The organism is Carnobacterium iners (assembly GCF_900177385.1).
Lineage (GTDB): Bacteria > Bacillota > Bacilli > Lactobacillales > Carnobacteriaceae > Carnobacterium_A > Carnobacterium_A iners.
In genome coordinates, this window is record NZ_FXBJ01000002.1 from 1,138,451 (window position 1) to 1,156,495 (window position 18,045).

17 protein-coding genes are annotated in these 18,045 nt (G+C 34.2%); 15 read left to right on the plus strand and 2 right to left on the minus strand.

All coding sequences use genetic code 11. The features are described from left to right. The first annotated feature begins 10 nt into the window (after positions 1–10). From B9Y54_RS05550 to B9Y54_RS05600, 11 genes are all read left to right on the plus strand, one after another. Positions 11–340: a thioredoxin family protein gene (locus B9Y54_RS05550; protein WP_085559343.1), complete on the plus strand. Its 330-nt coding sequence runs from the start codon at positions 11–13 to the stop codon at positions 338–340. A gap of 654 nt (positions 341–994) precedes the next feature. Next, positions 995–1,723 carry an EAL domain-containing protein gene (locus B9Y54_RS05555; RefSeq protein WP_085559344.1) on the plus strand — a complete coding sequence of 243 codons (729 nt, stop codon included), beginning with the start codon at positions 995–997 and terminating at the stop codon, positions 1,721–1,723. A gap of 94 nt (positions 1,724–1,817) precedes the next feature. Then, the gene (locus B9Y54_RS05560) at positions 1,818–2,852 is read left to right on the plus strand and encodes a GGDEF domain-containing protein (RefSeq protein WP_085559345.1); all 1,035 of its coding nucleotides are present in this window, start codon (positions 1,818–1,820) and stop codon (positions 2,850–2,852) included. A 285-nt stretch (positions 2,853–3,137) separates the two neighbouring features. Next, entirely contained in the window at positions 3,138–3,443 is a 306-nt protein-coding gene (locus B9Y54_RS05565) for a rhodanese-like domain-containing protein (RefSeq protein ID WP_085559346.1), read from the plus strand. Beyond that, complete coding sequence (locus tag B9Y54_RS05570) at positions 3,443–5,095, plus strand: FAD-dependent oxidoreductase (protein WP_085559347.1); 1,653 nt, start codon at positions 3,443–3,445, stop codon at positions 5,093–5,095. The genes B9Y54_RS05565 and B9Y54_RS05570 overlap by 1 nt, the downstream gene beginning before the upstream one ends. Next, the gene (locus B9Y54_RS05575; protein WP_085559348.1) at positions 5,095–5,391 is read left to right on the plus strand and encodes a rhodanese-like domain-containing protein; all 297 of its coding nucleotides are present in this window, start codon (positions 5,095–5,097) and stop codon (positions 5,389–5,391) included. The genes B9Y54_RS05570 and B9Y54_RS05575 overlap by 1 nt, the downstream gene beginning before the upstream one ends. A 185-nt stretch (positions 5,392–5,576) precedes the next feature. Beyond that, positions 5,577–6,245 carry an ABC transporter ATP-binding protein gene (locus B9Y54_RS05580; RefSeq protein ID WP_085559349.1) on the plus strand — a complete coding sequence of 223 codons (669 nt, stop codon included), beginning with the start codon at positions 5,577–5,579 and terminating at the stop codon, positions 6,243–6,245. Continuing rightward, on the plus strand, positions 6,226–6,984 hold the full coding sequence (locus B9Y54_RS05585) for an ABC transporter permease (protein WP_085559350.1): 759 nt from the start codon (positions 6,226–6,228) through the stop codon (positions 6,982–6,984). Before B9Y54_RS05580 ends, B9Y54_RS05585 begins: the two co-directional genes overlap by 20 nt. A 246-nt stretch (positions 6,985–7,230) precedes the next feature. Further along, a complete protein-coding gene (locus tag B9Y54_RS05590) occupies positions 7,231–8,157 on the plus strand; it encodes an alpha/beta hydrolase (protein WP_090004978.1) in 927 nt (308 codons plus the stop codon). Positions 8,158–8,185: 28 nt separating this feature from the next. Beyond that, positions 8,186–9,577 carry an alcohol acetyltransferase gene (locus B9Y54_RS05595; RefSeq protein ID WP_085559351.1) on the plus strand — a complete coding sequence of 464 codons (1,392 nt, stop codon included), beginning with the start codon at positions 8,186–8,188 and terminating at the stop codon, positions 9,575–9,577. Then, positions 9,577–10,242 carry a DUF6320 domain-containing protein gene (locus B9Y54_RS05600; protein ID WP_085559352.1) on the plus strand — a complete coding sequence of 222 codons (666 nt, stop codon included), beginning with the start codon at positions 9,577–9,579 and terminating at the stop codon, positions 10,240–10,242. The genes B9Y54_RS05595 and B9Y54_RS05600 overlap by 1 nt, the downstream gene beginning before the upstream one ends. A gap of 90 nt (positions 10,243–10,332) precedes the next feature. Here B9Y54_RS05600 and B9Y54_RS05605 read toward each other — a convergent pair whose 3' ends face one another. After that, entirely contained in the window at positions 10,333–11,325 is a 993-nt protein-coding gene (locus B9Y54_RS05605) for a hypothetical protein (RefSeq protein WP_085559353.1), read from the minus strand. Positions 11,326–11,814: 489 nt separating this feature from the next. Next, positions 11,815–12,630, minus strand: a complete 816-nt coding sequence (locus tag B9Y54_RS05610) for an aldo/keto reductase (protein ID WP_085559354.1) — start codon at positions 12,628–12,630, stop codon at positions 11,815–11,817. Between the two features lie 221 nt (positions 12,631–12,851). Here B9Y54_RS05610 and trpS point away from each other — a divergent pair, with 221 nt between their 5' ends. The 4 genes from trpS to B9Y54_RS05630 all read left to right on the plus strand — a co-directional run bounded on the left by trpS (position 12,852) and on the right by B9Y54_RS05630 (position 17,928). Continuing rightward, positions 12,852–13,865 carry a tryptophan--tRNA ligase gene (gene trpS / locus B9Y54_RS05615; protein ID WP_085559355.1) on the plus strand — a complete coding sequence of 338 codons (1,014 nt, stop codon included), beginning with the start codon at positions 12,852–12,854 and terminating at the stop codon, positions 13,863–13,865. A 244-nt stretch (positions 13,866–14,109) separates the two neighbouring features. Beyond that, the gene (locus B9Y54_RS05620) at positions 14,110–15,588 is read left to right on the plus strand and encodes a carbon starvation CstA family protein (RefSeq protein WP_085559356.1); all 1,479 of its coding nucleotides are present in this window, start codon (positions 14,110–14,112) and stop codon (positions 15,586–15,588) included. 404 nt (positions 15,589–15,992) lie between these two features. Continuing rightward, entirely contained in the window at positions 15,993–16,301 is a 309-nt protein-coding gene (locus B9Y54_RS05625; protein ID WP_085559357.1) for a phasin family protein, read from the plus strand. Between the two features lie 28 nt (positions 16,302–16,329). Further along, positions 16,330–17,928, plus strand: a complete 1,599-nt coding sequence (locus tag B9Y54_RS05630; RefSeq protein ID WP_085559358.1) for an ABC1 kinase family protein — start codon at positions 16,330–16,332, stop codon at positions 17,926–17,928. Positions 17,929–18,045: the final 117 nt, after the last annotated feature.

Here is an 18,045-nt window from a genome sequence, read left to right on the forward strand (position 1 = left end):
AAGGCAGAGTATGAATATATTCCCACAAGCTAAATCATTAAAAGAAATTTTAGAGTTTATTGAAGAACACCGCTTTTCATTTGTTTATATCTCGCGAGAAAATTGCAGTGTGTGCCATTCTGTTCAACCACAAGTACAAGAAATACTGAAGGAGTTTCCAACGATTCACCCAATTCAAGTGAGTGCAGATGATGTTCCAGAGGTAGCAGGCCAATTCACGGTCTTTACAGTTCCAGCATTATTACTTTTTGTAGAAGGAAAAGAAACAATCAGAGAAGCCCGTTTTGTAGTAATGGACGATTTGCATGATAAGTTTACACGTGTTGTCGAAAATCATTAAATTTTATTAAAAATAAAAGCTCTTTCAAAAGTTATTTTTTGAAGGGGCTTTTTATAGTGGTTTAAATCTACTGAGAACGTTGTAATCATCAAATGTATTTATATTTGATAATTACAATGAAATGGTCAATATAAGGAGGATTTGAAAAAAATGATAAGACATAAATAACGAAAGCGACTTAATTTAACAGATAATTTAAAAAATGTCTGAATAAAAAATCTATCTATTTAGTATCGTTCTATTAGTATTATGTTATACTTAGTGTAAGAATGTATAATGTAAATTTTAAGAAGTGAGAGCAGAGTATTCTAAAAAAAATCGCATTGCTTTGCTCAAAATAATATTAGAAAATTAGAATAATTATTTACCTGAAAGAGTTAAAAAGTACATATTTAACGTATTTAGATGATAAAAAAAGGATATAAAAAAAGATAGCCGAATCAGTAAGCAAAAATCTGAATAAGAGTTAAAAGTGAGTAAAAGCTAAAAAAAGTAGTGGGAACCTATCTTTAATCTAAGGTGCTAAACTAACTACGATACGATTCCTTTTTTTGATTATACCTAGGCTAGGAGATTAGATCAAAAATAAGTAAAAGTTTGCATTAAGATTAACGAGTAATAGCCGATTTTATATAGTAGAAGAGGAGGTTATCTATGGACGCTTTTCAGCTCTATTTCCAACCAAAAGTAAATGTGCAAAATGATCAAGTTCTTGGTTACGAAGTTTTATTGAGGAACACACACCATTGTCCTTGTTATCCTGCTTCCGATATGGAGGATATTATCAACAATCAACAAAAACACGCTCTTTTTTTAACTTGGTTTCAAAAAGAATTAACAGAGATAGTGGTATCATTTCCAATGTTAAATTTTTCTATCAATCTAGCACCAAAACAGTTACTTTATAGAGAAACGCATCTTTTCTTGAGCGCAATGCAACCATTTAAAAAACAGTTGGGTATAGAAATAACAGAAGCACCCATACTTTTTGTTGAAATAGCTCATTTTTCGAACGTTAAAATGATTGATAGTTATTTGGAATGTGCCCTCTCATCAATAAAGGAAAAAGGATACACTCTTTCTTTAGATGACGTAGGCTCGGGGCGAAATTCGCTAGAACAAGTTCTAAAATATGTTAAACACATCAATCAAATAAAATTTTCGTTAGTAAAGTATGCCCACAAAGGAATGGACGATGAAACAATTAAACTTTTTTTAAAAGCTTGGAAAAATTTCGCAGAAAGCTATCATTTGGAATTGGTAATAGAAGGTATTGAAGATCAGTTGACTAGCAATGCTTTTAAAGAACAAGGAATTCTTCTCCAACAAGGTTATCACTTTGGCAAACCATCAAAGAGTTTCAAATCTGAGGTCTATCAATAAAAGTAGAATAATGTAATTAAGCTAAAGGATAGGAGGTACTAAAATAATAAAATTAATCTTTCTGGGTACGATCGCCAATCTTTCTGTTATTAGTATGATGTCTTACTTAGGCATTAAACTCATTCCTAATGAAAGAAATTTTATTCTAAATAAAAAACAGAAAATATTGATTTTCTTATTTGCAGGATTAACAAGTTTTATTGTGATGTCTTTTTCTTTGGATTTGCCGGAAAATATGAAAATTGATTTGAGACATGTGATTATCATATTCTTAGTTCATTATTTTGGACCTACATTTTCTATTCCAATAACTATTTTTGTTTCAATTTTGCGACTCTATTGGGGAGTCAATCAAGCTTCTGTTTTGTCCGCTACGGCTTATATTTTAATAGGGGTTATATTATCGGTTCTATACAAATATCTGCCTACCTTTATTAATAGATGTGCAACATTGATTTTATTTAATACTCTTTTTGTAGTAACAGCTGGCTTTAATGTTTATTATTTAACTGGAAATATCTTGTTCAGTCTTAATGTATTCTTTTTATTTTGGCTAATTTCTACTACAGTAGTTGTCTTAGAAAAATTGTTTGTTGATGATATGATACGAAATCGGCAAATGTATTTAAGCGAAAAAGAATATGCAAAACGAGATTATTTGACAGGGTTACTAAATATGCGAGAGTTCAATAGACAATGGCAGTTAAATCAGAAAAATGATACTTATTACAATACTGCATTTTTGATGCTAGATGTTGATCATTTTAAACTAATTAATGATACATATGGACATCCAAATGGCAATTTAGTTTTACAGCAGTTAGCGATGATTTTGAGGATAAATGCTCCAGATACTGAGCAGATTTACCGTATAGGTGGAGAAGAATTCTGCCTCATTTTAACTAATTATACAGCTAGTGAGTTAAATGATTTAGCTGAAAAGGTAAGAGCGGTCGTTGCTTCAAACCCCTTTAAACTTGAAGAGGATAACAGTGTAGAAGTCACTGTTTCGATAGGGTTAGCTTCAACTGGAAATAAAGATTTAAAAAAACTGTATCGTTTAGCAGATCGTTGTTTGTATCAAGCTAAGGATCAAGGTAGAAATAGAGTAGTTGCTTTATCGATGTAACATAGTTCTTTATTAATAGGATTAGGAATTTTAAAAATAAAGAGTAGTTGAATTAAATAGAAACAAATTAAAGATTGAGGCTTTTGCTCAATCTTTTTTTTGAGGTAAAAAGCTTTACAAAAAATACCCTTATAGGTATAATGTGAATACGGTAAAGGGTATATAGCTGAAATGTAAAAAGGCTGAAGTTAAGAGTATTATAAAAAATGGTTAATACGATTTTACTCATAGTTATCTTTGAACAAAATTCACTAAGTAATGAGATGAAAAATTAGGAGGAATAATATGTTTTTTAAAAAAGTACCATCTATTTCTACAAAAGAGTTAGAAAATAAATTAGTAGAGAAACCGCAAATTATTGATGTTCGTGAGCCTCATGAATTCAAGGCTGGACATATTTCAGGTGCTAAAAACGTTCCGCTTGGGAAAGTTGCAAATCATGTTACAAAAGGAACGACTTACGTTGTATACCAATCTGGGATGCGCAGCAAGAGAGCAACCAAACAATTATTAGCTAAAGGACAAGATGTTGTGAACGTACGTGGCGGAATGTCAAGCTGGGCAGGTTCTGTCAGAGGAGGAAAGTTATAATGAAAATTGTTATTATTGGTGGAGTAGCCGGTGGAATGTCTGCGGCAACAAGATTGAGACGTTTAAATGAAACAGCAGAAATTATTGTATTAGAAAAAGGACCGTATGTATCATTCGCCAACTGTGGTTTGCCTTATTATATTGCAGGTGAAATAGAAGAAAGAAGCGACTTATTGGTCCAAACACCAGAACAATTGCATGCACGTTTTGGATTAGATGTACGTCCTAATAGTGAAGCCATGTTTATTGATTCTGATAAAAAAGAAGTTGAAGTGAAATCTGAAGAAGGAACGTATACGTTATCTTACGATAAATTAATTCTTTCTCCTGGATCTAAAGCATTTGTACCACCAGCTGAAGGGTTAGCTGAAGCTGAAAATGTCTTCACTTTACGTTCTGTACCGGATGTAGATAAAATTATGAATCACGTAGAAAAACTTAATCCTAAAAAAGCAGTTGTTATTGGAGCTGGCTTTATCGGTTTAGAGATGGCAGAAAGTTTGGTCAATCGTGGTATCCATGTCACTATTATTGAAAAAGCACCACACGTATTGCCACCTTTTGATGAAGAAATGGCTGCTTATTTAACAAAAGAATTAGAAAGAAATGGTGTTAAATTGCATACCAATCTTGCAGCGAGTGCTTTTAAAGAAAAAGGCCGCATAGTTGTATTGGAAAATGGCGAAGAATTAGAAAGTGATTTAACATTAATGTCTGTAGGGGTTATTCCAGAGACAACTGTTGCAAAAACAGCTAATATCCAAACAGGTATTCGTGGTGGAATTGTGGTAGATTCAAATTACGAAACAAGTGTTAAAGATATTTATGCCGTTGGTGATGCCATTATTGTTAAACAACAAATTACTGGTGAAGAGACAATGATTGCCTTAGCTTCACCTGCCAACCGTCAAGGTAGACAAGTTGCCGATGTGATTAGCGGGCTAAATAGAAAGAACAAAGGCAGTATCGGTACAGCAATTGTACGCGTATTTGCCGTGGTAGCTGCATCAACAGGTTTGAACGAACGCCAATTGAAACAAAGTGGCTTAGAATATGATGTTGTTCACGTGCAAGGTAAAAACCATGCAGGTTACTACCCTAATGCGAGCACTATTTTATTGAAACTTTTATTTAATGCTGCTACTGGTAAAATTTATGGAGCACAATCCATTGGAGAAGATGGTGTAGATAAAAGAATTGATATCATAGCAACAGCTATCAAAGGGGAATTGACTGTTGAAGACTTACCAGAATTAGAATTCACATACGCTCCGCCATTTGGTTCAGCTAAAGATCCTGTTAATATGGCAGGTTATGCAGCAACGAACATGATGGAAGGCTTATCTGAATCTGTTCAATGGCACGAATTAGAACGTATGCAAGAAGAGGGTTGGTTGTTACTAGACGTTCGAACAGAAAGTGAATTAGCAACGGATGGCAAATTAAAAGACGCTCTAAATATTCCGTTAGATGATTTACGTGAGCGTTTAGATGAATTGCCAAAAGAACAACCCATTATTGTTAGCTGTCAAAGTGGCTTACGTAGCTACATTGCAGAACGTATCTTAAAACAAAACGGATTTACTGCTAAAAACTTAGATGGTGCTTTTGCACTTTATTCTGTAGTAAATTCAGAAAAAGTGGCCAACTAATGTATCAATCTATTTCAATGCCAGAATTTGCACAAGAGTGGAAAAAAACAACGCGTCCTTTGGTTGATGTTCGTGAGCTAGACGAGTGGGAAAATGGTCATATTGAATGGGCTATCCATTTACCCCTTAGTGATTTTCCGAATTTAAACGACAGACTTGAAAAAGGGAAAGAGTATTTTGTTATGTGTCATTCAGGCGGACGTTCCGCAATGGCCTGTCAATACCTAGCTAAAGATGGATTCACTGTTACGAATATCATGGGCGGTATGTCTGCATGGAGAGGCGACGTTGTCTAAGTAGTTGTGATAGTCACCGCTAATTAGTAAAAATAAAAACGGATCAATTAAATACCTGTAGTAGAAAGCCAAGAGACATATATATTTGTTTCTTGGCTTTCATACTTGCTATAATAGAAGTTGTTCCTTAACAGAGCAACTTTTTATACTTTTTAAGCAAATTTTTTAAAAAAAGGAGAATAAGTATGTATGAGTCAATCGTTGAATTAAACCATGTGAGTTTTAAAGTAGCCGATAAATTAATTTTGAATGATGTGAGCTTTTCAGTAGACAAAGGAGAGTTTGTAACGATTACTGGACCATCTGGAAGTGGCAAAAGCACTTTATTAAAAATAATCGCTTCTATGCTTTCTCAAACAGCTGGAACTATTCACTACAAAGGTAAAAAAATTGAAGAGTACAACCCAATTGACTACCGTAAAGAAGTATCGTATGGTTTCCAAACGGCTGTATTGTTTGGAAAAACAGTGGAAGATAATTTGATTTTTCCATATGAGATTAGGCAAATATTGTTTGATCAAGATAAAGCAATAAGTTACTTAGAAAAAGTAGGATTAGATGAAAGCTATTTGACAAAAAATATCAACGACTTGTCGGGTGGAGAAAAACAGCGAATTGCTTTGATACGCAATGTCTTGTTTTTACCGGAAGTTCTTTTACTTGATGAAGTTACTAGCGCATTGGATGAAGAAAATAAACAAGTTATTGGCCGCTTTGTAAAAGAAATGAATCAAACTAAGCAGATTACTGTCTTATGGGTGACACACAACTCTAGTGAAGTAGAGGAATCAGATCGAGTGATAAACATTATTAATGGAGGAGTGGAAGAAAAAAATGGACTTGAGCATCAATAATACCTCGTTGGTTTTTGCAATGGGACTAGTTTTAGTTGCCTTAGCAATTGTCTATCGAGAAAAATTAGATTTAGGAAAAGATATTATTATTGGCGTTATTAGAGCAGTCATTCAATTAGTTATTGTTGGGTATGTTCTAGGTTATATTTTTAAATTGGATAATAATATTATTACGTTTACCATGGTACTAGTTATTATTTTTAATGCTTCTTATAATGCTGGCAAAAGAAGTCAAGGACTTCCAAATGCTTTTAAAATCTCTTTTATTGCTATTTTAACGGCGACATCTCTAACCTTAGCGATCTTGTTGCTATCTGGTTCACTTATCTTCAAACCTTCTCAAATCGTTCCTATTACAGGAATGATCGCCAGCAACTCAATGATTGCTATTGGGATTAGTTACCGAAATTTAAATGGGAAATTTACTGACCAAAGGCAACAAGTTTTAGAAAAATTAGCTTTAGGAGCAGACTTAAAACAAGCCTCTATCTCCATTGTTAGAGATAGTATTAAAGCTGGTATGTCGCCAACAATTGATTCAGCTAAGACAGTTGGACTAGTTAGTTTACCAGGAATGATGTCAGGTCTAATGTTTGCCGGAGTCGATCCGAATGATGCGATAAAATATCAAATCATGGTAACGTTTATGCTACTTTCTACAACGAGTATTGCCTCTGTAATTGCCAGCTACATGGCTTATAAGAATTTTTATAATGAGCAAAAACAATTAATTGGGTAACTCCATTTAATACGTTTAATAGCTAGCTAAAAACTTTTTAAAATAAAGTAGAAACACAAAAGAAAGTTCGCTGACACCAATAGTGTAGTGAACTTTCTTTCGTATCAAAAATTGAAATGAAAAAAGATAGACTAGTTGAGCGTGCTAGTCTAGTTGATTAAAAGACTGTATAATAACAATAAAGGGAAAAGATAGAAATTAAGCTTGCTAAATTAGTTGGGAAATAATAGATAAGAGGTGAAAAAAATGAAACCACTCGTTAAAATAGCTTTAAAATTATTGTCTTCTCCAAAAATAAACATGGAAGAAGATTATCTTTGGATTCGCAAGGTTCAACGGCTTTTTTCAGGAAAACCGATTCGCTCGAACTATCGAATTTTAGACCGGAAAATCTATTCAGCAGATAAAAGTCACGATATTCCGGTACGTATTTTTAAGCCAGCTGAAAAGAAATCAGACGAGGTTTTATTATTTTTTCACGGTGGTGGATGGGTAATCGGAGACATCAATACGTACACAAAACCTTGTATAAATATGGCTGATTTAACCGGAAGGACCGTTTATTCAGTAGATTATCGCCTAGCACCGGAGTTCCCTTATCCGGCGGGGCTAGAAGATTGTTACCGTGTTGCGGATGCGATGCTAGATAATCTATCGTTAATTGGACTAACAAGCGCATCCCAGTTAACCTTAATTGGCGATTCAGCTGGTGGAAATCTAGCAGCTGCTGTTTCTTTGTTGCTACGAGATAATCGAAAAGACTATCCACAAAAACAAATTTTACTTTACCCTATTACCTACTGGGATCACACGGAAAATTCACCCTATGAATCGATCAGAACAAAGGGAACAGATTACGGATTAACTGCAAAAAAAGTAAGTGAGTATATGGATTTGTATCAACCAGATAGAGAGAAAAGGAAAAGTCCTTATATATCCCCATTAATAGCAACTGATCTTACTAGACAACCGAATACGTTGATTCTGACATCTGAAAATGATCCCTTGCGAGATGAAGGTGAGGCATACGCAAAAGCACTAAAAAATGCTGGGAATACGGTACGCGTTTCTCGAGTTAAAGAGAGTGTTCATGGATTTATTACGTATCCTAAAATCTCAAAGTTAGTGATAGAAGCTTATCAACAGATAAATAACTTTTTAGACGAGGAGTAGGAAATAAGAAAGAAAAGGAGAAAATAAGATGAAACGAAAAACCTGGGTACGACTGGATAATGCTTCTAATATTTTTTTAGCTGCGATGACGAACAGAGACACAAAGGTTTTTCGTTTAACAGCAGAAATGACTGATTTTGTTGATCCTAAACTGTTGCAAAAGGCGCTAGACAAAACCTATGAACAATACTTGCTTTACCATAGTGTGCTGAGACGAGGAGTCTTTTGGTATTATTTAGTGATGAGTGAAATAAAGCCTAAAGTGGTAGCAGAAGTCTTGCCACCCTGTTCCCAACTTTATCATTTTGATCAAAAAGAACTATTGTTTAGAGTCATCTATCAAGAAAATCGCATTCATTTAGAAGTTTTTCATGTGTTATCAGATGGGATAGGCGCAATGTGGTTTTTTGAGGATCTCGTTAAAGAGTATGTTTATTTGCGGGTACATGAGATTGCTGAAAACAAGTGGGAAAAAACACCTCTCGAGATAGAACAACATTTAGAAGATAGTTTCAATCAACATTTCCGTCAAGAAGGTCAAAATACCTTTAGTGATGCTGCTCGATCCGCATTCTTCTCTGTTGTCAAAACAAGTAAGCAAGCAGGTAAAATAGTTGTAAAGTATGGTAAGAAAACATCTTCTTGGTTCGGTTCGTCTACAAAAATAGAATCCAATAAAAAACATATCTATCAAATAAGAAATAAAAAAACGCCAGATAACCGTCCTCGAGTAGTGGACTTAAGTGTCCCATTAAAAGAAACACTCCAATTGGCTAAAAAACAACAAGTCTCTTTAACAATTTATCTAATTGCTTTATTTTTTGAGGCTATTAGAAAAGCCGAAGTGAATTTTAAACAAACGGATACAATTGCTATTTCTGTTCCAGTTAACTTACGACAATTTTACAATTCGAACTCTGCTCGTAACTTTTTTAGTACGGTTTTATTAGAATATACGTATGGAGAAGAAGATGATTTTAATCATCTTTGTATAAGTTTAAGTGAGCAGTTACGCCACCACTTAGAACCTGAAAGATTATCGCAGCGGCTAAATAAATTAATTAAAGCAGAATACCATCCAATTGCACGAGTTTCGCTAAGACCCTTTAAAGATGCTATTCTAAAACTGATTAATCGACAAAATAACCGAAAGGTAACGGTTGCGATGTCTAATTTGGGACAATTAGCTTTACCGCATCCTATCAATACCTACATTAAGCAAGTTTATTTTAAAACATCAGCTGTTAGACCACAATTTTGTATGATTAGCTACGAGGATAACTTAACGATTAGTTTTACGTCGCCTTTTATTGACGTATCTATTCAAAAAGAATTTAGTCGTTTTTTAAGTGAAGCAGGTTTGCCCGTGAGCGTTGCGGTTAACCAAGTGACGACTGCTGAGTTAGGAGAGGAGAGCTAATGAGTTATTGTTCAGTATGCCAGACCGCCATCGAAGGCAATTGGAAAGACTGTCCCTTATGTGGTCAAGCACTTGATCAAAAAGCTGCAACAGCTGAATCTAATCCTTATCCACCCATTCCCTTACGCTACAATATAAAAAAAGTTTTTAGTCTATTAATGATTTTTACAATCATAATAGGGCTATTGTTCATAGGAATAGAAGAAATTTGGCTAGATCAAAGTCAAGGATTAAAACTAGCCGTACTTGGTATCGTGAGTTTATGGACAGTGGTTTATACTTTAATTAGAAAAAGAAGAAATATTGCTAAAAGCATTCTTTACTTATTGATTATTGTTTCTGTGATTAGCATCTATTTAGATTATTCATTGGAGTGGAATGGTTGGTCAACAACTTATGTGATTCCAGTTATTTGTATTTTTGCTGACTTAGCGTTAACGATTTCAGTGAAAATTATTTTCCTAGAAGTAGGAGATTACATTCTTTACTTGTTGATTGTGGTTATTTTAGGTTTTTTTCCAGCACTATTTCTTTTCCTTAATTGGACAACTAATCCTATTCCATCTGTATTATCGATCATTATTAGTGCAATTATGTTTATAGTTTTATTTGTTTCTCATAGAAAAGTTATTATGTTTGAATGGGAAAAACGAATGCAAATCTAATGGTTATTAGTAAATGAGTTGGGATTGATGAAAAATAAAAATAGCCTTCAACCTCTTACAGGGCGAACTTTGTAAGAGAGAAGGCTATTTTTATTTTTTAGGTTTTTTTGGACAAAATAAGGAAGTGTTTTCAGCAATAGTAGCAAATAGACCAAAACCGATACCTAGAATTGGGAAAATCATCCAACCAGGTGACCATGTCTGGAACAATAAACCTGAAATAACGTAAATTCCTGCAGCAAGTGGGAAAACGACGTTAGCCACGTTAGTTGTTAATCGTTCACTAGCTATTTTTTTTGGAGTATAGTTGCCAACGGAAAGCAGCTTATTGTAAGTGGCATAGATAATGCCGAAAAATACGAAAAGAAAGACACCAATAGAAACAAAGCTGAGTAAAAAGATAAGCGGCCAAAATGGATTTGAATTGATAAATAGTAAAGAGACTAAAAGAAAAACAACTCCTACAATACAAAAGAGGATACCCATTGTTATTCCTCTCGTAAATTGCGATTGGTACTCTGTTTTTTCTTGAGCTAATTCGGACTGTGTTAGAGAATCGACTGAAATCAGTTTTCCTTCTAGATTAAACTCTCGTTCTTTCATGCCAAAAGCAACGAATAAGCTAATAGCAATAGCGTTTAAAAGTAAAACTGGAACCAAAGAAAATAAGATCAGTTGCGTAGATTCTAAAGAAGAAAAGAAAGGGAGAAAAGGTGCGGTTTCTTGGATGAGTAAAGAGAATACTGGAGAAAATAATATAAGAGAAACACCACTGGCAACAGCTAAACTAAACCTCGAACGATGAGCCTTAAACATTTCGACTTCAGCTTTTGACCAACTAAGCGTTGTTTTGTCAACCTCAGATTCTTCAGTAGATAAGTTTATTTTAGTAAAGTAGTTATCTACGTCACCAAATTCAGCTAAAACGCTAGCCGTGGCTTGCTGTTGGTTTTGGTTTTCAGTGATTAATTGTGCGTATCTTTTTTCCATATCTGATAACATTTTTTGTTTTAATTTAACCATCTCTGGGGTTTGTGGTAACTGTTCAAAAATAGAATTGACGTAATTTATGATGATAAACATAACTCATTCTCCTTTCTTTGATAGATAAATGCATGGTTTATTCTTGAATAGAGTCAGTCAACTGTCTTAAGTAGCAAAGGGTTTAATCAAATGTTCTTTAACAAAGACAGTCAGCTATCCTACGCAAGTTCCCTTGAGTAGCTGCTAATGATTCAACGTATTTTCCACGTAATTTACCCATGGTAATCACCCTTATTCTAACACTAAAAAATTAATTATCCCTTAAGAAAATGTCATTATTTGTAGTAATGGGAGCCCTATAGGTAACTATTACTGTCCAGGGAACACCCATTCCAAATAACATAAACGAGCTAGAGAAAAGATAAGGCTAAGATTTCGACTAAACTAACTTAATCTTTTTCTCATAAAGAGGTTGTTAAAAAAGCGTTCTAATTTAGTAGAATTTTTCTTAGTGAAAATGAATAAAAAATAAAAAGAAAGAAAAAGCGCCTCAAATTGACTTTTTCTTTCTTCATTCACATTTACTAGTTAGTTTTCGCGTACATCTTTTATCGCATCTAATATTTCCACGTCTGCTGGAGAGATAGTGAAATCAAGTTGACTATTTTCAATGATACGACTTTCATGAATCGATTTTGGTAAAGGCAACGTCTCTTTTTCTATACAGTAACGAATAGACAACTGAGCAGGAGTTACGTTATATTTTTTGGCCATCCCAACTATCTTAGGACTATCTAAGATATCGCCTGTAGCTAAGGGTGAATAAGCTTCAACAAGAATGTTATTTGTTTTACAAAAAGCCAATAAATCTTTTTGGTCTCTTCCAATATAGAAAGGGATTTGGTTAGCCATTGGTACAATGTCGCATGCATCGATTAAAGCCTGGATATCCTCTATTGAAAAGTTAGAGACGCCAATCGCACAGATTTTTTTATCGTTGTATAATTTTTCCATTGCTTTCCAAGTTTGAATATTTTCTTTCGTACAATCTTTGCCGATTTCGTCCCATGGCCAGGGCGCATGAATAAGGTAAAGATCAATGTAATCCATTCCTAGATTTGTAAGCGTCGTATTGAAAGCTTCTAATGTTTCATCGTATCCTTTAATTTTCGCAGGTAATTTACTTGTTAGAAAAATAGCGTCACGGGATAAGCCAGAATCTTTAATGGCTTTTCCAACATTTTCTTCATTTCGATAGGCTAAGGCAGTATCAATATGCGTGTAGCCATTCTTGATAGTCATGGTTACAGCATCATACGCCTCTTCATTTGGAATCTGCCACGTACCGAAACCGATGTAGGGAACAGTCGTACCGTTATAAAAGGTAAATTGTTTCTCTTTCATTTGAAATGTCCTCCTTATTCTTTATCCATATTCGTTTGGTGAGTGGTAATCGTTTTCATAATTCCATTATACCAAAAATACTAGTGGATTAAAACGATAGAGATTTTCAAATGAAGAATCTCTATCATTTTTAATAGAAATCAATGATAAGAACGATTCAGAATGTGTTATGATGAATAAGATAAATAAAACGATACCAATAAAAAGTGAGGAATCAATCAATGAGTAAAACAATATTAACAGGTGATAGACCAACTGGAAAACTACATTTAGGTCATTATGTTGGCTCTTTGAAAAATAGAGTGATGCTACAAGGTGATGAAGAAAATAAAAATTTCATTATGATTGCAGATCAACAAGCACTAACAGATAATGCAAAAGATCCTAAAAAAATACAAGATAGTTTGTTTGAAGTTGCGTTAGATTATTTAGCAGTAGGCTTAGACCCAGCTAAATCAACAATTTTTGTACAATCTCAAATTCCACAACTAGCAGAATTAACGATGTACTATTTAAACTTAGTAACGGTTTCACGATTAAAACGCAATCCAACAGTAAAATCAGAAATCAATGAAAAGAACTTTGGCGAAAGCATCCCAGCTGGCTTTTTCATGTATCCGGTTAGTCAAGCAGCTGATATTACAGCCTTTAAAGGCACACATGTACCTGTCGGAGAAGATCAAAAACCAATGATTGAACAAACCAGAGAAATTGTGAAAGATTTTAATCGAATTTACAATACAAACACATTGGTTCTGCCAGAAGGCATTCTTCCTGAAAAAGGGCAAGAACGATTAGTCGGCATTGACGGCAAAGGAAAAATGAGTAAATCATTGAAAAATGGTATCTACTTATCGGATTCGTCCGATGATATTAAGAAAAAAGTCATGAGTATGTATACCGATCCAGATCACATTCACGTAACCGATCCTGGAAAAGTAGAAGGCAACGTTGTCTTCACGTATTTGGATGTCTTTGGAACAGATAAAGAAAAAATTCAATCCTTAAAAGAAGAGTACCAACATGGTGGTTTGGGAGACGTGAAAATCAAGCTATACTTAAATGATATTTTACAAGAATTCCTACAGCCGATTAGAGAAAACAGAGAACATTTTGCAAAAGACAAAAATGAAGTTTACCGTATGCTGAAAAATGGTAGCCTAGCTGCTGAAAAAGTAGCAGCGCAGACCTTATCTGAAGTTAAAGTTGCAATGGGGATCAATTACTTCGGTTAGTCTCTTTTAAATCAAACGTAAAGCTTACCCGACATTTTTTAATGCATCGGGCAAGCTTTTTTTTATTTGTTTTAAAAATATGGAGCGTTTCCTTCTTGATTCCTTTCAAAGCTTATTAAGTGTATCTGAAAGGCGATTCTTGGCATCTCAGGTTTGAAATCATTTATCGGTTATTCTTTTTCAGTAAAATTAAGGTATTAAATAAAAAGGATTTCAGTCATGAATTCAAAAGGAGGAAATGAAGATGGTAACGTTAGTTGGTGGAATAGTATTCTTGGTTTTAGGTTATTTTACGTACGGGAAATACATTGAAAAGAATTTTTTAATTGATCCAGACCGTGCGACTCCTGCAGAAGTATTAAAGGACGGATATGATTTTGTTCCGATGTCAAAATCGAAAAATGCTATTATAGAATTGTTAAACATTGCTGGAACAGGCCCCATTTTTGGCCCTATTATGGGAGCCCTATATGGACCCGTTGCTTATATATGGATTATTGTTGGGTGTATATTTGGCGGGGCAGTCCATGATTATATGATCGGGATGATCTCCCTTCGCAATAATGGTGCTCAATTACCAGAATTAGCTAGTAAATATTTAGGAAAACCCGTTAAACACGTGGTTAACATCTTTTCAATACTGTTATTAATGTTAGTCGGGACTGTTTTTGTAACATCACCTGCAAGCTTGATAGAAAGCATTACACCAAGTTGGTTAACGACAGGCACAATTGTAGTATTAATTTTTGTTTACTACATCATCTCAACTATTTTACCAATTGATAAAGCAATGGGTAAAGTGTACCCTTGGTTTGGTGGTATTTTAATCATCAGTACCATTGCTATTGGCGTTAGTTTATTGTTTGGTGGACACACTATACCAAACTTAACACTAGGCAATATGCAAAATTTTAATCCAGGGGGTACACCGATATTTCCTGCTTTATTTTTTACTATTTCTTGTGGAGCAATCTCAGGATTCCATGCAACACAGGCTCCGATGGTTGCACGTACCAGTACAAATGAGTGCGAAGGCCGATTTACTTTTTATGGCATGATGATTGCAGAAGGCGTTATTGCCATGATTTGGGCAGCAGCATCCATGTCTTTATTTGACGGTCAAACGCTGAGCCAAATGATCAGCGCTGGTACCCCTTCAGCAGTGGTCAATCAAGTTTCTATTTTATTGTTAGGAAACGTTCTTGGTACAATTGCTATTCTAGGTGTTATCGTTTTACCCATTTCTTCAGGTTTATCTGCTTTTAGAAGTTTGCGTATTATTTTATCTGATTATTTACACATCAAACAAGATACCATTAAGAAAATCCTCATGGTTACTTTACCATTGTTTGCTATTTCTTTTGTGTTAACAAATATGGATTTCACTATATTATGGAGATATTTCACTTGGGCAAACCAAGTGACTGCCGTTATCGCACTCTTTATATCAACGCGTTATCTATTCTTGAAGGATAAAAACTTTTTAGTAACCTTAATTCCTGGGGTATTCATGTTGTATGCCTGTGTGGTTTATATTATTAGTGAACCAATTGGGTTGCGAATGGGATTAACAGGATTGACCTATATCTTAGCATTCCTTGTTTCTTTAGCTATATTAGGTTTATTTTGGAAAACAGGACAAACTCAAAAAGCTGGACTGGATCCAAATGGAGAGATATTAAATGACCAACTTCCAATCGGCACATTTGCCAACGGAAACTAAGTAGAATTAACTGATCAATCACTCTTTTTAAGTAAGGTAACAAATTGTATCTATGAAAACAGACGAGTTTTTTTGAAATTCTTTCCACTGGGCACTTTTAATACGAAAACGAACGAGTTGCAGATGTTTTTTATCTAACTCCTCTGGAAAAGAGTGAAAACGGACGAGTTGGTTAATTTATAGAGCTGACTTGTCCTTTATAAAAATAAAACAGTGAAAAAAGTGACGTTTGGCAGAATTGAAGCAATAATAGATTCTTAAATAAGAAAAAGACGAGCAGGCTTCGTCTTTTTTTGTTTAATGTAAATTGCTAGCATAAAGGGCTCATTCTTCATGTGATTTCGCTTTCATGTTATACTGTGAGCAGCTAGATGCCATTTTTTAAAAAAGAGAGGAAGGAAAAGATGATGATGGAAGAATTAAAGAAATTGGTATTCGCAGGAATCGGGGGAGCTGCTCTAACTTATGAGAAAGCTCAAGAAGTCGTTGAGAATTTAGAAAAGAAAGGCAAACTTTCGGTAGAGGAAGGCAAGCGCTTAAAAGAAGAATTAGTGCAACGTAAAAATGGCAGCGAAAGAGAATCGAATAATCATGAAGATGTCGAAGCACACTTAATTGAGATGACAGCAACACATAGAAAAGATATTGATGAATTGGAAAGAAAAGTAGCAGAATTAACACAAAAAGTAGATGAATTAAGGAGTAAGCAATAAGTTATTAACGGTTAGTGGAGGTTAAGAGATGGAAAAGTCAGGTGGTGAACGATTAAGAGAGATTGCAACGGTTCTTGCTTCGTATGGATTTGGCTATCTCTACCGAACGAAGTTTAAAAATGCCAATCAAAAGCAAGATGCCGTTAGTCTTCGTAAAGCCTTTGAAGAATTAGGATCTAGCTTTATTAAAATCGGGCAAATTATTTCTACTCGTCCAGATTTATTGCCACAAGACTACATTGACGAACTGTCCAAACTACAAGATAACGTTCCTCCTTTTCCTTTTAGTGATATCCAACGTATTTTTAAAGAAGAATTTGGTGAAGAAATTAAAATGGTTTTTGATCAAATAGAAGAAATACCACTAGCTAGTGCATCTATTGCACAAGTTCACCGTGCTAGGATGAAAAATGGTGAGGAGGTTATTGTAAAGGTTCAACGCCCAGATATCGAAGAAAATTTGTTAAGAGACATTGCTTTATTTTCTCGAATTCTATCGTTAGCGCCAAATACGATAAAAGATTTGATCTCTGATTCTGATTTAGCTCTCAAAGAAATTGAAGAAGCTACAAAGATTGAACTAGATTTTAGAAATGAAGCGACTGCATTGCTTAAGTTTAAAGTATTCAATAGAGAGCTTGAATCTGTTGGAGTACCAAATCTAGTAATTGCTTATGTTTCGAAAAGAGTCTTAGTAGAAGAATACATCGAAGGAATAAAAATTCTTAATTTACCTAAATTAGAAAAAGAAGGTTACATTAAAAAAGATATTGCAGAAAAATTAATCGTTTGCTTTTTTTCACAAGTTTTTAAAGATGGTTATTTTCATGGTGACCCACATCCTGGCAACATCTTAATTAGAGATAAAAAAATTGTCTTTATTGATTTTGGAATTATGGGCGAACTAGCTGTCGGAAATAAAGAAAGTTTAATCAAATTATTAAAAGCAATTGTTTTTAATGACGTTGATTTAGTGATGAATATTCTTTTGAAAATAGGTGTAACAAAAGAACGGATTAATCAATATGAGTTCTATGAGGATTTAAATTATTTTTTTGAAACCTATTTAACGGCAAGTTACCAACAAATAAACATGAGCACGCTGTTTTCTGATATTTTGGAAGTAACCCAAAAGCATCGCATTATTATTCCCACTGATTTTACGATGTTGGTTAAGTCGATGGGCATGCTTGAAGGTATTTTAGCGGAATTAGATCCAGAAATAAATGTCTTGAAAGTTGCTAATCTTTATCTACAAGCGAGCGATGATTTGTCTCTTTATGATTCTATTTCTAAAGAAAAGTTAGCGATTACGAGCTACAAACTGTCAAAAGATATCATTGGTTTCCCAAACCAATTAAGACAACTATTAACGAATGCGAATAGTGGCAGAGCAAAGTTACACATTGAGCTAGTGGATGCCGATAATAAATGGAAAGGCCTCAATAAAATGGTTAACCGATTAGTTTTCGCGTTGATTATTGCGGCACTGATTCTTTCGTCAGCTATTATTGTCGCAATGGCGGAAAGTTCAAGTGTTTCTGTGATTGGGATTGTCATTTTTTTAGGTGCAGGTTTAATGGGCATTTGGCTCCTCATTTCTATTATTCGTTCAGGAACATTGTAATTAAACAGACAGACAGAAAAACAGTAAGCATATAAGCTTGCTGTTTTTCTGTCTGTTTGAATAATAAGGTTGCGTTTTCAAATCTTTTTTCTCTTGTTTTTTAACGACTTAATGGAT

Excerpts from the sequence above, each read along its gene's own strand:
- B9Y54_RS05605 (WP_085559353.1), bottom strand. The coding sequence starts at position 11,325 with ATGTTTATCATCATAAATTACGTCAATTCTATTTTTGAACAGTTACCA.
- B9Y54_RS05600 (WP_085559352.1), top strand. The coding sequence starts at position 9,577 with ATGAGTTATTGTTCAGTATGCCAGACCGCCATCGAAGGCAATTGGAAA.
- B9Y54_RS05585 (WP_085559350.1), top strand. The coding sequence starts at position 6,226 with ATGGACTTGAGCATCAATAATACCTCGTTGGTTTTTGCAATGGGACTA.
- B9Y54_RS05565 (WP_085559346.1), top strand. The coding sequence starts at position 3,138 with ATGTTTTTTAAAAAAGTACCATCTATTTCTACAAAAGAGTTAGAAAAT.
- B9Y54_RS05630 (WP_085559358.1), top strand. The coding sequence starts at position 16,330 with ATGGAAAAGTCAGGTGGTGAACGATTAAGAGAGATTGCAACGGTTCTT.
- B9Y54_RS05620 (WP_085559356.1), top strand. The coding sequence starts at position 14,110 with ATGGTAACGTTAGTTGGTGGAATAGTATTCTTGGTTTTAGGTTATTTT.
- B9Y54_RS05625 (WP_085559357.1), top strand. The coding sequence starts at position 15,993 with ATGATGATGGAAGAATTAAAGAAATTGGTATTCGCAGGAATCGGGGGA.
- B9Y54_RS05550 (WP_085559343.1), top strand. The coding sequence starts at position 11 with ATGAATATATTCCCACAAGCTAAATCATTAAAAGAAATTTTAGAGTTT.
- B9Y54_RS05580 (WP_085559349.1), top strand. The coding sequence starts at position 5,577 with ATGTATGAGTCAATCGTTGAATTAAACCATGTGAGTTTTAAAGTAGCC.
- B9Y54_RS05570 (WP_085559347.1), top strand. The coding sequence starts at position 3,443 with ATGAAAATTGTTATTATTGGTGGAGTAGCCGGTGGAATGTCTGCGGCA.
- B9Y54_RS05575 (WP_085559348.1), top strand. The coding sequence starts at position 5,095 with ATGTATCAATCTATTTCAATGCCAGAATTTGCACAAGAGTGGAAAAAA.
- B9Y54_RS05560 (WP_085559345.1), top strand. The coding sequence starts at position 1,818 with ATGATGTCTTACTTAGGCATTAAACTCATTCCTAATGAAAGAAATTTT.
- trpS (WP_085559355.1), top strand. The coding sequence starts at position 12,852 with ATGAGTAAAACAATATTAACAGGTGATAGACCAACTGGAAAACTACAT.
- B9Y54_RS05555 (WP_085559344.1), top strand. The coding sequence starts at position 995 with ATGGACGCTTTTCAGCTCTATTTCCAACCAAAAGTAAATGTGCAAAAT.
- B9Y54_RS05610 (WP_085559354.1), bottom strand. The coding sequence starts at position 12,630 with ATGAAAGAGAAACAATTTACCTTTTATAACGGTACGACTGTTCCCTAC.
- B9Y54_RS05590 (WP_090004978.1), top strand. The coding sequence starts at position 7,231 with ATGAAACCACTCGTTAAAATAGCTTTAAAATTATTGTCTTCTCCAAAA.
- B9Y54_RS05595 (WP_085559351.1), top strand. The coding sequence starts at position 8,186 with ATGAAACGAAAAACCTGGGTACGACTGGATAATGCTTCTAATATTTTT.